Origin of the sequence: Planococcus sp. MB-3u-03 (assembly GCF_002833405.1) — a bacterium.
Lineage (GTDB): Bacteria > Bacillota > Bacilli > Bacillales_A > Planococcaceae > Planococcus.
The window spans coordinates 3,212,126-3,227,189 of sequence record NZ_CP025135.1 but is presented as its reverse complement, the minus strand read 5'-3'; the positions used below and the strand labels follow the sequence as shown (position 1 = coordinate 3,227,189).

Here is a 15,064-nt window from a genome sequence, read left to right as displayed (position 1 = left end):
AAGGAACTGAAACAGAGGAGGAAGGTCTATGGCACAACAGAAATGGCTGAAAGTCGGCGCAGCTGCAATATTGTCTGCGGGAATGCTTGCTGCTTGCGGCGGCGAGGAAGACGAGCCGGAGATGGAGCAAGAAACGGATGTCATGCCGGGCGAGAATCAAGGGGATTCGGAAGATAATGAAGATGATGAAGAAGATGAAGAAGATTGATTTTGTATAAGTAAGTGTAGGCCTATAGTTTCCCTTTTTGAACGATTTATCTTATACTATTCACGAACGGGAAGCCATAGTATTTCCGATCAGGCATTAATTATCACTGCTCAAAAACATACAACTCTAATTTGGTAAAATGGAACAGACTATAGCGCTGGAACCAACGCCGAAAAAAGCCCTTGCTTGGGTTTTTTTCGGCGTTTTCTTTTCGGCGTAATTTGCTTTAAGAAAGGGGAACGATATGAAAATCGAACACACTATCATGGACCTGGCACAACAGGTCGGTAACTTGCTTGAGGCAGAAACCGATACCACGGACATGGAATGCCTGATCAAGAAAAACCGGACCGTAACCATTCAATTGCATGATAAAAGTTTTGATTGCACACTGGAACACGATATATCGTTTCGAAACCTGAAATCCGATGGCTCTGCCATGAATGAAGCAGACATTTACCTGCTCCCTGAAGAAGTGCCGTTATTTACGCAAGCATTGCAGCAATACCCGATTGCCTTGCCGACAGAATTTGAACAAAGCATCGACTCGAACCCGAATATTGTGTGTCTGCGCCTGATTGCAGAGGAACCGCCGGAGAATTTCGCCGCACGGCTCGCTGCCGCATTGCGCCAGATCGATTAAATAGACAAAACCCGGACGCCTGGCGATCCGGGTTTTTAGTATGCATCCTTTATTTGGAAAATGAGGGTCAGCATGTTATTGTGGGCATGCTGGCAGATTTAATTATCTAAAGTGGCGAATCTAGATAAACTAGCTTTGTGCTTTACGGATGAGGCTATTTATAGTCAGTGTTCCGTTAAGTAAACTTAATTCGGAAATGCTTCTGTTTGCATGCTATTGCATAAGCTATACTTAATCGCCTCACTCCCTTTATAATGAAACTACGCAACATTTCACTTGAAGAGGAGTTTTTCCCGTGATTGTCATCATCGATCATTATGATTCATTTACATATAATCTGGTCCATTACTTCGAACGGCTCGGTGCGCGTGTGGAGGTCTTCCAGAATGACCAGGCCGTGCTCCAAGACATCGAAGCCTTATCACCGGAGCTGATTGTGCTGTCGCCAGGGCCGGGCAAGCCTTTGCAGCCAGGCGTCGGGACCAAAGCGCTCGAACAGCTCAGCGGGACTGTGCCAATACTCGGCGTGTGCCTGGGCCACCAGAGCATTGTCGAGTTTTACGGAGGCAAAGTCCGTAAAGGCGCACAGCCTGTCCACGGCAAAGTATCGGAAGTGGTACACAGCGGGCAGGGAGTTTTTGCGGGGTTGAGTTCACCGACGCCGGTCGTGCGTTATCATTCGCTCGTGGCAGAAATCGATACGCTTCCAGACATTCTCGAAGTGACGGCAACAGCAGAGGATGGCAGCATCATGGGCGTGCGCCACAAAGAATTGCCGGTCGAGGGCATCCAATTTCATCCCGAATCGATTTTGACGAAGGATGGGTTTCAAATGCTTGCGACTGCCTATCAGAACGCCCAATTATGGAATCGTGAGAAGAAAGGAGGCGCACATGATGGCCCCTTATCTGCAGTTTGATTTTGCGAAAGACGACGGAACGCCGGAGACGATCGCCTTTTCCGAACCGCACGCGGTGCTTGAAGCGAAGTCGCTTAAGGACGTGGCAGCCGTTTTTGAACAAGTCGACCGTTACACGTCACAAGGCTATTACGCGGCGGGCTATGTCTCCTACGAAGCGGCGCCTGCTTTCCATCCGGAAATGGCTGTGCATGAGGGAGCCGAAATGCCGCTCGTCTGGTTTGGCATCTATAGCGAAACACAAGCGCCAACACCTTCAGGCGATGGAAATTATGAAGTGTCGGCCTGGACGCTCGAAGGCTCCGTGGCTGAGTACAAGAACGGCATCCAGAAAATCCGCCAGGCGATCGAAGAAGGCGATACTTATCAAGTGAATTACACGGAACGCCTCACCGCTGGATTCAACGGGGATGCGAAAGCATTTTACCAGCAGCTTGCACGTAACCAGCAAGCAGATTACAGCGCTTACTTAGATATCGGGCGCCATCAGATTTTGTCGGCATCGCCCGAATTATTCTTCCGCATCGACGGCCCGCGTATCCGCACGAAGCCGATGAAAGGCACCGCACCGCGCGGCAGGACGAGCTGGGAAGATGAGGCCATTTTGGATGTGCTGCTCGAATCGGAAAAAGAACGCGCCGAGAACTTGATGATCGTCGATCTATTGCGAAACGATATGAGCCGACTCGCCAAGCGGGGAACAGTGCAAGTGCCGAAGCTGTTTGAAGCGGAAAAATACCCGACTGTCCATCAGCTCACGTCAACAGTAGAAGCTGAACTGCCGGAAGGGCTCAGCGTATTCGACTGGTTCCAGGCATTGTTTCCGTGCGGCTCAATCACTGGCGCGCCGAAAGTCAGCACGATGAGCTACATCGCCGAACTCGAACAGACGCCGCGGGAAGTCTACTGCGGCGCAATCGGCTACATCACGCCAGGAAAAAATGCCGTCTTCAACGTGCCGATCCGTACCGTCGTCATCGATCAGGACAAATCGGCTGCACGCTACGGCGTAGGCGGCGGCATCACCTGGGATTCGACATCCGAAGGCGAGTACGAGGAGCTATTGACGAAAGCCCGCGTGCTGACCGACCAGCGTCCGGAATTCGCCTTGCTCGAATCGCTCAAGCTGGAAGACGGAAACTATCCGCTGGTCGCGCTTCACCTCGCGAGGCTGAAAAAAAGCGCGGCATATTTCCGTTTTGCATGGGATGAAGAGGCTGTGGCGAAACAATTGGAATCACTTGCCTCACAGTATGCGACAGGCCTTTTCAAAGTTCGCCTGACGCTTGAGCGCAGCGGCAGGATGGAGCTGACTGCACAGCCGGCAGCCCGAATCGAGCAGCCGATCCGCTGCGCACTCGCCAAATCGCCGGTCGACAACCGAAATGCATTTCTCTATCACAAAACGACCAACCGCGGCATCTATGAACAGCACCAACAGCACGCACCTGACGCTTTTTCCGTACTGCTATGGAATGAACGTGAAGAATTGACCGAGTTCACCATCGGCAACCTGGTCGCAGAAAAAGACGGCCGTTTCTACACGCCGCCTGTCTCAAGCGGCCTGCTCGGCGGCACCTATCGCGAACAGCTGATTGAAGAAGGGCGCATCGAAACGAAAGTGCTGAAAAAAGAAGAGCTCGGCACATTCGACGCCATCTGGTTCATCAACAGCGTCCGCGGATGGATGAAAGTGGAAATTGATACTCATGCTATGTGAAAATAGCAGTTAAAAAAGCCGGCCCTTCCATCACGGAAGAGCCGGCTTTTCTATATTACGCATTGACGGTAGCTTTAGGTTTCAATACTTCTTCGGATTCGGCAATGGCTTCTTGGCGGAACGTATCGAGCATATCGCACGGGCGCCCGACAAAATCCATTTTGCCGTCTTTTAATTTCACAATGCGGTCGGCGAGGATATGCGCGTCTTTTTCATCGTGGGTTACGAAGATGGAGGTGATGTTCGCCTTTTTCAAAATCTCCCGAAGATCTTTGCGAATTTTCCCTTGCAACTCGGCATCCAAATTACTGAACGGTTCATCCAGCAGGATCAAATGAGGGTTCGGCGCAATCGCTCGGGCAATTGCCACACGCTGCTGCTGGCCGCCGCTCAATTGATGCGGATAGCGCTTTTCGTATTCTTCCAATTCGACGAGTTCAAGCATTTCGCGCATGCGCCGCTTCTTGTCAGCTTTTTTCATGCCTGACAAGCCGAACATGATATTCGCGGCAACCGTCATATGCGGGAACAAGGCGTAGTCCTGGAAGACCATGCCGATGCCGCGCTTTTCCGGCTGCAAAAATGTCTTGTCGTCGAACAAGGTCTCGTCCTGGATGACCAGGCGTCCATGTTTCGGCCGCTCAAGCCCGGCGAGCAAGCGCAAAATCGTGCTTTTTCCGCTGCCGCTGCGCCCGAGGATCGAAATGACCTCACCTTTTTTAATGTCTAGCGTGAACCGATCAAGTGCAGGGGCCTGTGTATTCGGATAGGAAAAACTCACATCTTCAATGGCGACAAACATATCAATCCATCTCCTTCTCGAGTATCTTATAGAAAATCACAATGGCCAAGGCGCTAATACCGACAATCAAAAGGGAAGCTTGTGAAGCCTCCATGATTTTTTCATCACTTGCGTACTGGAAAGCTTTTGTTGACAATGTATCAAAATTAAACGGTCTGAGGATCAATGTCAAGGGAATCTCCTTGAGTACATCGATGAAGACCAGGATAAATCCACTGATAATCGCGCCTTTCATCATCGGTACATCGACTTTGAAAAAGGTCTTCGTCGGGCCAGCGCCGAGCAGTCTTGAAGCATCCCGGAAGTTCGTGCCGATCTTATCGTAGCCTGTCTCGATCGAATTGTAGCCGATGGCGAAGAACCGAATGATGTAAGCTGCAAGCAGCAGAACAATGCTGACGCTCAGCACCAGCGTCGTCTCAAGGCCGATCGCCAGATAAAGGGGAGCGAGGTAGCCGTCGAGTGCGACAAAAGCCGTGACGACGGCAACCGCGATAACTGCCCCAGGAATCGAATAGCCGAGAACCGTCAGTTTTGGCAAGAGCTTCGTGTATTTGCCTTGGACCATGCGGGCGAAATTCCCGACGATGAGCGCAAGGATGACAATCAAGGTGGCGCTGAGCCCGGCGACAAACACCGAGTTTTGCACATAGCGCATGAACTCTTCCATCGGGATTGTCCCGAAGGTCAACACCGTCCAGTCAACCAGTTGAATGACAGGGATGAAGAATCCAAGGCTCAAGATCAGCATGCCGTAGCCTGCCGCCGCAAAGCCTTTCCATCCGCTCAGCGGAATGAGCTGGAGCGGGCGCACTTTCGTTGAGAAATAGCTGTATTGCCGCCTGCCGCGAAGCAATTTCTCGATGAGCAGGATGATGATGACAAAGCCCATGAGTGAAGCGGCCAGTTTGATCGACGTATCCAAATCCCCAAGGCCGAACCAGCTTTGGAAGATGGCGGTCGTAAAGGTTTGAATGCCGTAATATTTCACGACTCCGTAATCATTCAGCACTTCCAATACGACGAGGCTCGCGCCGGCGATGATGGAAATCCGGGAAATCGGCAGCACCACTTGGAAAAACGTGCGCCAAGGGCCTTTGCCGAGCAAACGCGTGCTTTCGATCAATGACGCCGATTGTTCGGACAAGTAAACTTGCGTAATCGTATAAACATACGGGTACAAAAACATCGTGTAAATGAAAATCGCCCCGGGCAAGTTCATGATATCGAAATATGCCGGGTCTAATTCCATTCCGAATCCCTCGCGCAGCGTCGTCTGCACGGCGCCGGTGAAATTCAAAATGCCGTGGTACGTGTAAGCACCGATAAACGGCGGGATGGAAAGAGGGAGGATCAACGCCCACTTCAAAAAGCGCCGGAATGGAAAATCGTATTGCGCGATCAGCCAAGCGAGGCTCAGCCCGATCAGGATCGTGAAGAACGCTGTCGCGAGCGTCAGAATCAGTGAGTTGATGACAAACTGACGCAATACGAATTCTTTCATATGTTCCCAATTGTCATTCGAGGGCGTGAAAAACCCGGTGACAATGGTCAAATTCGGCAGGAACAGCATCAGGATGATGACGACTGCCCCTACCGTCCAGATATTGAAATTTGCCAATCTGCGTTGCAAAATCCAGGCACCTCTTTCCAACTCGCAAGAAATCCCTTGCCGCACTAAACCAGCGGCAAGGGGAGATCATTTAGGTTATTTCCAGCCGACTTCGTTGAACAATAGAATCGCCTTGGCGTTGTTTTCGCCGAGTGCAGACATCGAGATGTCCTGCTCTTTGAAGTCACCCCATGATTGCAGCAATTCGGATGGTTCCACTGCTTCGTTTACTGGGTATTCATAATTGACGGAAGCGAATGTTTCTTGTGCTTCCGGTGCGGAGAGAAACTCCAGCAATTTGATTGCATTTTCTTGGTTCTTAGCTGATTTTACCACACCCGCGCCGCTGACGTTCACGTGCGTGCCTGTCGTATCCTGGTTCGGGAAGAACACATCGAGGCCTTCAGCCACTTTGACTTCTTCAGGGTCTTCAGAATTCAGCATTTGGCCGAAGTAATACGTGTTCATGATGGCTACATCGCCAACGCCCGCTGCGATTGCTTTCGCTTGGTCGCGGTCGCCGCCTTCAGGGTCGCGTGCAAAGTTCTCGACCATGCCGGCTGCCCATTCTTTCGCTTCTTCTTCGCCGTTCAATTCAATGAAAGAAGCGAGCAACGATTGATTGTAGATGTTTTCAGAGCTGCGGATCAATACGCGTCCAGCCCACTCGTCTTCCGTCAATGCTTCGTACGTGGAGAGTTCAGACGGGTCGACTGTTTCTTTGTCATACAGGATGACGCGTGCGCGTTTTGTCAGGCCATACCACATTTGGTCTTCGTCCTGGAAGTTGGCAGGAATCTGCTCATCCAGCAATTCACTTGAAACAGACTGCAAAATGCCGTCTTCTTTCGCGCGGTGCAGGCGGCCTGCATCAGCTGTCAAAAACAAATCGGCTTGCGTAGCGTCGCCTTCGCGCTTGATGCGTTCAAGCAACTCATCGGCTTCGCCTTTGATCAAGTTGACTTTGATGCCGGTTTCTTCTTCGAATTTCTTGTAGAGCTCATCGTCCACATCGTAGTGGCGTGCAGTATATAGATTCACTTCGTTGCTGGCAGTTTCTTCGCCGGATGTTTCCGCCGGTTGTTCTTCTGAGCTGTTCGAGCTGCCGCATGCAGCAAGCACGAGAAGCGTGCCGAGCACTAATAAGAATGAAAGCAATTTCTTCATGGGTGTCTCTCCTTTGAATTGGTTGATGAATCTTATTCAAATGAAAACGATTCTCATTTACTAGTATAGCCAGCCATGTATTAAAGTCAACGGTTTTAGGGGGAAACTTGTTTTAAATGTGTCCATTTTCGTTATATTTTAGATAACAAATGAAAGCGCTTAGTTCGAAAGCTTTCCAAAGTCTCATCGACCCCTTGGCTATTTGCCAGTCTCAGGAAATGCTACACTTTAGAATGAGAAACAACGGGACTGATCTAACGGAAACGGGGGCATACGGAATGGATATGAAAACATACTTATCGCTAGACGCGACAGCGCTTGCGGGATTGGTGAAAAAAGGGGAAGTTAACCCAAGAGAATTGGTGGAACTGAGCTTTCAGCGCTTGGATGAAGTGGAGCCGAAACTCCATGCTTTCACAGCGGAGCGCCACGAGCAGGCTTTGCTGGATGCGGAGAATGGAGGAAACGGCATCTTCGGTGGTGTGCCGGTTGCCTTGAAGAATATCTCGCAGGCACTCGCAGGACAGCGCTTGAGTGCAGGATCGAAATTGCTGGCAGACTTCCGCCCGGAACGCGATTCTCATTTCGTCGCGCGCTTGAAAGCGGCCGGGCTTATCCCGATCGGGCACACGAATACGCCGGAATTCGGCTTGAAAAATATCTCAGAACCGGAGCTGTTCGGCCCGACGCACAATCCGTGGAATACGGATCATTCACCAGGCGGCTCAAGCGGCGGGGCAGCGGCCGCTGTCGCATCCGGCATCGTGCCGGTCGCCGGCGCCAGCGACGGTGGCGGCTCGATTCGCATCCCTGCTTCGTTTACCGGATTATTCGGGCTCAAGCCGACGCGTGGCAGAACCCCTGTCGGACCGGGAGCCGGGCGGCAATGGCAAGGGGCATCGATCGATTTTGCGCTGAGCCGGACGGTACGGGACAGCGCTGCGCTATTGGACGAGCTGCAAGTTGTCCAGCCGGAAGCCGCATTTCAGACGCCGTTATTTCCCGGTAGCTATACGCAGCAGCTGCACCACGAGTTTAGCGGGCCGCTGACGATTGCATTTTCACTGGAGTCACCGGTCGGCACGATGGTCTCTCGGAAGATGCGAAACAAGCCGTGCTGAAGACAGTGCGCTGGCTCGAGGAGCAAGGGCATCGAGTCGAAGAACAAACCCCGGACATCGACGGCGTTCAATTGATGCGAGAATATTATTTGATGAACAGCGGAGAAATGGCGCTGCTACAGAAAAATCTGGAGAAAACATTCGGCCGCCGTTTGACGGAAGACGATATGGAAATTGAGTCCTGGTTATTGGCGACGGCTGGCAAACGGGTTTCGGCCGCTGATTACTCGGCGAGCCTTGCTGCATGGGATGCAGCAGCTGCAAAAATGGCAGAATTGCACGCGCGCTTTGATTTCTACATTACTCCCGCCACGGCGCATCCTGCTCCAGAAATCGGTGAATTGAGCCATTCTAAAGAATCACGTACACGCTTATTGCAAGCACTCGACATGGCGCGTGATACGACCGATCAGCAAGAACTCATCTATGCGATGTTTTTGCCAAGCCTTAGCTACACGCCGTTCACGCAGCTGGCGAATTTAACCGGCCAGCCGGCGATGTCTTTGCCGCTTCATGTGACCGAGGCGAATTTGCCGATCGGCGTCCAGGTAATGGCCCAAAAAGGGGAAGAGCATCGCTTGCTCCAGTTGGCGCGGCAAATCGAACAAAGCGATTTATGGATTGGCCAGCGCGGCAACCCATTCTTTCAATAAATCGAATCTATTTATAGAAGGAAACACAAAAAGCCCTGGAAAAGGAATTCCTTTTCCAGGGCTTTCATTCATTTTAAGAAGAAACGGCTTGCTGGGTCGCTTGGACCTTGTCGTCTTTTTCGTAATTGCGTTCCACTCGGCGGATGTCCATGCGGATCAAGATGGACAAGACGAGCGCAACGGAGATCAATCCGATGAAGATATAGAAAACCGGCACATAGCTGTTTGTTGCGGAATAGACTTGTGAAACGATCGCCGGCCCGATGATGCCGCCAAGAGACCAGGTCGTCAGCAAATAGCCATGGATAGCACCAAGCTGTCTTGTGCCGAACATATCGCCGATAAACGCCGGCAAGTTCGAGAAGCCGCCGCCGTAGCAGCTGACAATAAGCAAGATAAACACTTGGAAAATGATGACGTTCGTGATGCCCGGAAGCATGACGAAAGCGATGATTTGAATGATGAAGAACAGCATGAACACGGTCGGGCGCCCGATGTAATCGGAGATTGCGGCCCAGCCGAGGCGACCGCCGCCGTTGAAGATCCCCATGATACCGACGAGTGTCGCGGCACCGGCTGCCGTCAAGCCGACCAATTCCTGTGCCATTGGAGAAGCGACCGAAATAATCATGATGCCGGCGCTGACGTTGATGAGCATCATCGTCCAGAGCATCCAGAAGCGGCGTGTTTTCACAGCTTCTCTAGCTGTCAGTTGCGCCAAGTCTTTTTTCATGACTTTTTTGCCGGAAGCAAGGTCCGCTTCCATTCCTTTAGGCATGAATCCTTCAGGCGGCGGTGCGATATAGGAAGCACCGAGTGAGATCAAGATGAAATAACTGATACCGAGAATATAGAAAGTCGTCGTCACGCCAACAGAAGCGATCAAACTTGCGGCAACCGGAGCGGTGATGAGTGCTCCGGCGCCAAAGCCCATGACGGCCATGCCAGTCGCGAGGCCGCGGCGGTCAGGGAACCATTTGACGAGTGTCGAGATTGGCGCGATATACCCGACGCCAAGCCCCATTCCGCTCATGAATCCGTATGTAAGCAGGAACAGCACGAGTGAATCGATTTGTGTTGCAAAGCCAGCGCCTGCTTGTCCGATACCGAACAAGAAAGCTGCTACCATAGCGGATTTTCGGGGGCCATTCTTTTCAACAAAGCCACCGAAGAACGCAGCGGAAATCCCGCCGAGTGCCATCATGATCGTGAAGGCGTAAGTGATTTCCGTTGGAGACCAGCCCATCGTTTCGCTGATGGGTTTCGTATAGACGCTGTAGGCATAAGCCGCACCGATCGACAATTGGATCGCGATGGCGGATAAAGCAATCAGCCATCTGTTTTTGTTAGTCTTCATTGTGAAATTCCTCCTTTGTGAGTGAAACTGTTCTTTCGAGAATACATGCTTTTCACTATTTCGACAAACTAATTTTCAGAATAGAAAACTAATCTAATAAAAATGATATTGCTGTTAATGCAGACTAGTGATTTGCGCGTCTCAGGAGGTAAAATCACTTGTTTTAATGAAAAGGAATAAAATAGGTGTTTTAAAGTAAGCGTTTTCAGAAAAGTGCAATTTAGATTGGGAATATATACTCATTTTCACTGAGGGAGAAATTTTCTGGTTTAAAGGAGAGATTCTATGTTTGGGAGAGATGAGGAGTGTTTGGAATCCAGTGTTCATGCGGTTTTGAAGGTTCTTAGAAAAAGAATTTCAATTATTCTAAAATATTCTGCTTCAGTTATCAATTTCTCTCTTTCAGAAGTAAAAATGCTATTTCAGACAATGTAATTATTGAGATATAAGAAAACCGGAAACGCCTCGGTATGTGAGGGGTTCCGGTTTGGCGTCAGGCTATTGTTAATCCATTAATCAGTCAACCGATTAGTTAAGTGGTTTTAAATAAAGGACACGAGTATACCTGACTATCTGCAAAAGTATAATTTTATTTCACATTCTCTTTCCATATCTCCAATTCAGGATCGCTCAATTGCTTCAATACATCGTCCCGCCCTTGGTAAATATGTTCTTGCATAGCAATTTTCGCTCGCTCCGGTTCTTGATTTTCGATCGCCTTCCAGATGGTGTTATGAACATCCAATGAGCGCATCAATTGGTTTTCGTTGTACCAATAGAAAGAACGGAAAATAAGGGGGACTACCACTACTTTGGAGATAAGCGACATCAGGTACTCGTTCTTGGTAGCTTTGTAAATCTCTTCGTGAAACGCTTGGTTCGCTTCCTGCAAGCTGCGGATCGAGTATATGTCCTCGCGATCCAATTCATTGATCGCTTTTTCGTAGGCCAAATTTTTATTGTGGATTTTTTCTAAATCTCCCTCTGTCCGGTAAAGGGCGGCTTCGCTAGTTCCGTAGCTTTCCAGAAGCGCCCGGACGTTATAGATTTGGCGAATGTCTTGAATTGTGAATTCGCGGACCGTATAGCCCCGTCTTTGGAAAGGGGTGATGAGGCCGTCAGATTCAAGCTGTTTAATCGCTTCTCTTACCGGGGTCCTACTGACTTGAAAGCGTTCGGCCAATGCCTCTTCCGTTAAACGCTTGCCGGGTGGCAATTTGCCGATGATGATTTCATTTTTTATCATTTCGTATGCGTTCATGTTCAACACCTCTCATTTTATTGTATACAAAATTAGATTTGGAGACAAATATCCATAGCAGTCAAACAGATTCCTTTTTATTTTTAAGCGGTATAACAAGGAATTAAATTTTATTTAAGAAAGAGTGTTGACCTTATTGTATACAATGTGTTATTTTTTTATCAATTGCTAATTATCCGAAAATTTATCCGTGTTGACAAAACCACGCCGCATCAGCGCCTTTAATCCATAGGGCAATGTGCTGCCTGCTTCAGAAGATGGGGAAACGGACAAATTGGATACAATGCAAAAAATAAATGGGGGTGCCACATATGACAAACCTACAAGAAGCAATCGATATCCAAGGCAAACCACAACAAGAAGACAGGCTGCCGCTGCAGGGAGTACGCGTCCTGGAATTAGGCACGTTGCTTGCCGGCCCATTTACGGGGAGGATGCTCGGGGATTTTGGAGCAGAAATCATCAAAATCGAAGCACCTGATAAAGCGGATCCGCTGCGCGAATGGGGGCAACAAAAGGATGGAGAAGGTTTGTGGTGGCCGATCCAGTCGCGCAATAAAAAATCAGTGACCTTGAACTTGCGGACGGCGGAAGGACAGGAGATTTTTAAAGAGTTGGTCAAAAATGCCGACATCATCATTGAGAATTTCCGCCCTGGAACAATGGAAAAATGGAACCTTTCCTATGAGCAATTAGCCGAAATCAATCCGGGCATCATCATGACGAGAACGTCTGGATATGGCCAAACCGGCCCTTATAAAGAAAGAGCAGGGTTTGGCAGTGTCGGCGAAGCGATGGGCGGCATCCGAAACGTTACGGGCTTTCCGGATCGTGCGCCTTCGCGCATCGGAATTTCTATTGGAGACACGCTGGCCGCGCTATTTGCAACCATTGGAACACTGACGGCCCTCCACGAGCGCCATCATTCCGGAAAAGGGCAGGTGGTCGATACAGCCATTTATGAATCGGTCTTCTCTGTCATGGAAAGCACCATTCCGGATTATTTGCTGGCGGGTTATGTGCGTGAGCGAATGGGCAATATTCTGCCGGGTGTCGCGCCTTCCAATATTTATAAAACAAAAGACGATACGTACATCGTCATCGGTGCCAATGCAAACGGGGTCTTTAAGCGTTTATGTGAAGCGATGGGTGAACCGGAGCTATACGACAACCCGAAATACAATACCCACCACGCGAGAAGCGAGAACATGACAGAACTGGATGAACTCATCGAAGCCTGGACGAAACAGCAAGACACACAGGTGGCGCTCGAAATTTTAGCGGAAAAAGGCGTGCCGTCAGGATTGATCTACACCGCCAAAGACATTGTCGAAGACCCCCATTATGAAGCGCGCGAAATGATCATCAAAAGGGAACACCCGACACTCGGCGAATTTCCGATGCCCGGAGTCGTCCCGAAATTGAGCCGGACGCCTGGTGAAGTGAAGCACGTAGGAGCGGAGCGTGCAGGAAAAGACAATGCACTCATTTACGGAAAAATCTTGGAATATGGCGAAGAAAAACTGAAAGAGCTGGAGGAGCGCGAAATCATTTAAGGAGTGATGGGTTTTGGGAAAGACTTTATATGAAAAAATCTGGGACCGGCATGTAGTGGCTCAACAGCCAGAACAGCCCGACATTCTTTACATCGATCTGCATCTAGTGCACGAAGTGACTTCACCGCAGGCATTTGACGGCTTAAGGCAAGCGGGCAGGAACGTGCGCAGGCCAGACCGGACTTTGGCGACCATGGACCATAGCATACCGACCCTTAACCGCGACCAGCCCTTTGAAGATGAAATTGCGCAAAAGCAAGTAGAGGCATTGCGTAAAAACTGCGAAGACTTTGGCATAAAACTTTTCGATCTTTTCCATAAACAGCAAGGCATCGTCCATATCATTGCGCCCGAACTCGGATTGACGCAACCAGGGCAGACGATCGTCTGTGGAGACAGCCATACAGCGACGCACGGGGCATTTGGCACATTGGCATTTGGCATCGGCACGAGCGAAGTTGAACATGTCCTTGCCACACAGACCTTGAAGCAAAGCAAATCCAAAACGATGGCGATTGAATTCCGAGGGCAATTGCCGACCGGTACTTCCGCGAAAGACTTAATCTTGGCGTTGATCGGGCGATACGGGCATGATTTTGCAACCGGTTACACAATCGAATATCGCGGCGAAGCCATCCGCAAGCTGTCGATGGAAGAGCGGATGACTGTCTGCAATATGTCGATTGAAATCGGCGCAAGAGCAGGCATGATCGCGCCGGATGACACGACATTCACTTATTTGTCAGACAAGCACTATGTCCCGGAAGGTGAACAATGGGAACGAGCACAAGCAGAATGGAAAGAATTGTTCAGCGACGAAGACGCAGCATTCGACAAAGTGGTGGAATTTGATTGCGGCACAGTAGAGCCCCAAGTGACGTGGGGGACAAACCCCGGCATGGTCGTTTCAGTGAATGGTCAAGTGCCGGCGCTGGAAGATCTGTCTATGGAACAGAAGAAAATCGCGGAAAGCGCTTTGGCTTATATGGGGCTGGAGCCAGGAGTAAGGATGAAAGACATCGAAATCGATACGGTCTTTATCGGCTCGTGCACAAATGGGCGGATTGAAGATTTGCGGGAAGCGGCGGCTGTTGTAGATGGCTATCGCATAAAAGGTGGCATTCGGGCACTGGTCGTTCCAGGTTCCCAGGCAGTCAAAGCACAAGCTGAATCAGAGAACTTGGATCGCATCTTTAAAGATGCTGGATTTGAATGGCGGGAGGCAGGATGTTCCATGTGTCTCGGCATGAATCCAGATATCGCTAAGCCCGGAGAACGGGTAGCTTCCACTTCCAACCGAAATTTTGAAGGCCGACAAGGACGCCAGTCAAGAAGCCATTTGGTCAGCCCAGCTATGGCTGCGGCAGCAGCAATTACCGGACGCTTTACCGATGTACGGGACTGGCCGCTCAGAACCGGGGAAGGGGTGACAGGATGAAAGCACTGAAAACTCATACGGGTACATTGATGCCGCTGGACCGTGCCAATATTGATACAGATGCCATCATTCCGAAGCAATTTTTGAAACGTATCGAAAAAAGTGGCTACGGGAAATTCCTCTTTTTCGATTGGCGTTTTAATGAAGATGGCATAGAAAACGCGGAGTTTATTCTAAATCGAGAACCCTACCGTAACGCTACTGTTTTGCTGACGCGCGATAATTTTGGCTGTGGCTCTTCACGCGAGCATGCACCCTGGGCAATTGAAGACTATGGATTTCGTGTTATTTTGGCTTCTTCTTTCGCGGATATCTTCTATAACAACTGCTTCAAAAATGGCATTTTGCCGATCCAATTGCCTAAAGAACAGATAGAAGAACTGTTTAGCAAGGTTTCGGCACAGCCCGAATATACTTTGACGGTAGATTTGGAATCGCAGGAAATTCGGGATTCCAATGGCATGACAAAGCATTTTGAAGTAGATGACTACCGAAAGCATATGCTGCTTGAAGGAATGGACGAAATTTCTGCAACAATCAGACATGAGAAGCAAATTGATGCATTCGAGCAACAGCACCGGCTTTACTACAGCCTGCAATAAGGACG

The 15,064-nt window shown here is 49.8% G+C and carries 12 protein-coding genes and 1 pseudogene; 8 read left to right on the top strand and 5 right to left on the bottom strand.

The genetic code is table 11. The features are described 5' to 3' along the window. Window positions 1–28: 28 nt before the first annotated feature. The 4 genes from CW734_RS17360 (at window position 29) to pabB (ending at window position 3,490) form a co-directional block, all read left to right on the top strand. A complete protein-coding gene (locus CW734_RS17360; RefSeq protein WP_101191989.1) occupies window positions 29–208 on the top strand; it encodes a hypothetical protein in 180 nt (59 codons plus the stop codon). A gap of 244 nt (window positions 209–452) precedes the next feature. Further along, a complete protein-coding gene (locus CW734_RS17355; protein WP_101191988.1) occupies window positions 453–851 on the top strand; it encodes a DUF1259 domain-containing protein in 399 nt (132 codons plus the stop codon). A gap of 295 nt (window positions 852–1,146) precedes the next feature. After that, the gene (locus CW734_RS17350; RefSeq protein WP_101191987.1) at window positions 1,147–1,770 is read left to right on the top strand and encodes an anthranilate synthase component II; all 624 of its coding nucleotides are present in this window, start codon (window positions 1,147–1,149) and stop codon (window positions 1,768–1,770) included. Continuing rightward, window positions 1,745–3,490: an aminodeoxychorismate synthase component I gene (gene pabB / locus CW734_RS17345; protein WP_101191986.1), complete on the top strand. Its 1,746-nt coding sequence runs from the start codon at window positions 1,745–1,747 to the stop codon at window positions 3,488–3,490. Before CW734_RS17350 ends, pabB begins: the two co-directional genes overlap by 26 nt. 55 nt (window positions 3,491–3,545) lie before the next feature. On the opposite strand, the gene CW734_RS17340 is transcribed toward pabB, so the two are convergent. The 3 genes from CW734_RS17340 to CW734_RS17330 form a co-directional block, all read right to left on the bottom strand. Further along, entirely contained in the window at window positions 3,546–4,292 is a 747-nt protein-coding gene (locus tag CW734_RS17340) for an ABC transporter ATP-binding protein (protein ID WP_101191985.1), read from the bottom strand. 1 nt (window position 4,293) lies between these two features. Beyond that, window positions 4,294–5,925, bottom strand: a complete 1,632-nt coding sequence (locus CW734_RS17335) for an ABC transporter permease (protein ID WP_101191984.1) — start codon at window positions 5,923–5,925, stop codon at window positions 4,294–4,296. Window positions 5,926–6,000: 75 nt separating this feature from the next. Further along, entirely contained in the window at window positions 6,001–7,071 is a 1,071-nt protein-coding gene (locus tag CW734_RS17330; protein ID WP_101191983.1) for a Fe(3+) ABC transporter substrate-binding protein, read from the bottom strand. Window positions 7,072–7,349: 278 nt separating this feature from the next. Here CW734_RS17330 and CW734_RS17325 point away from each other — a divergent pair. Next, window positions 7,350–8,845 (top strand): annotated as a pseudogene (locus CW734_RS17325) (amidase). Between the two features lie 73 nt (window positions 8,846–8,918). Here the strand turns inward: CW734_RS17325 and CW734_RS17320 are convergent. Both CW734_RS17320 and CW734_RS17315 read right to left on the bottom strand, forming a co-directional pair. After that, window positions 8,919–10,202, bottom strand: a complete 1,284-nt coding sequence (locus CW734_RS17320; RefSeq protein WP_101191982.1) for an L-lactate MFS transporter — start codon at window positions 10,200–10,202, stop codon at window positions 8,919–8,921. Window positions 10,203–10,791: 589 nt separating this feature from the next. Further along, on the bottom strand, window positions 10,792–11,463 hold the full coding sequence (locus CW734_RS17315; RefSeq protein WP_101191981.1) for a GntR family transcriptional regulator: 672 nt from the start codon (window positions 11,461–11,463) through the stop codon (window positions 10,792–10,794). A gap of 311 nt (window positions 11,464–11,774) precedes the next feature. Between CW734_RS17315 and CW734_RS17310 the strand changes: the two genes are divergently transcribed. The 3 genes from CW734_RS17310 to leuD are packed head-to-tail and all read left to right on the top strand — an operon-like array spanning window position 11,775 to window position 15,059. After that, entirely contained in the window at window positions 11,775–13,019 is a 1,245-nt protein-coding gene (locus CW734_RS17310) for a CaiB/BaiF CoA transferase family protein (RefSeq protein WP_101191980.1), read from the top strand. A gap of 13 nt (window positions 13,020–13,032) precedes the next feature. Next, window positions 13,033–14,457: a 3-isopropylmalate dehydratase large subunit gene (gene leuC / locus CW734_RS17305; protein ID WP_101191979.1), complete on the top strand. Its 1,425-nt coding sequence runs from the start codon at window positions 13,033–13,035 to the stop codon at window positions 14,455–14,457. Beyond that, entirely contained in the window at window positions 14,454–15,059 is a 606-nt protein-coding gene (gene leuD / locus CW734_RS17300) for a 3-isopropylmalate dehydratase small subunit (RefSeq protein ID WP_101191978.1), read from the top strand. Before leuC ends, leuD begins: the two co-directional genes overlap by 4 nt. The last annotated feature ends 5 nt before the right edge of the window (window positions 15,060–15,064 follow it).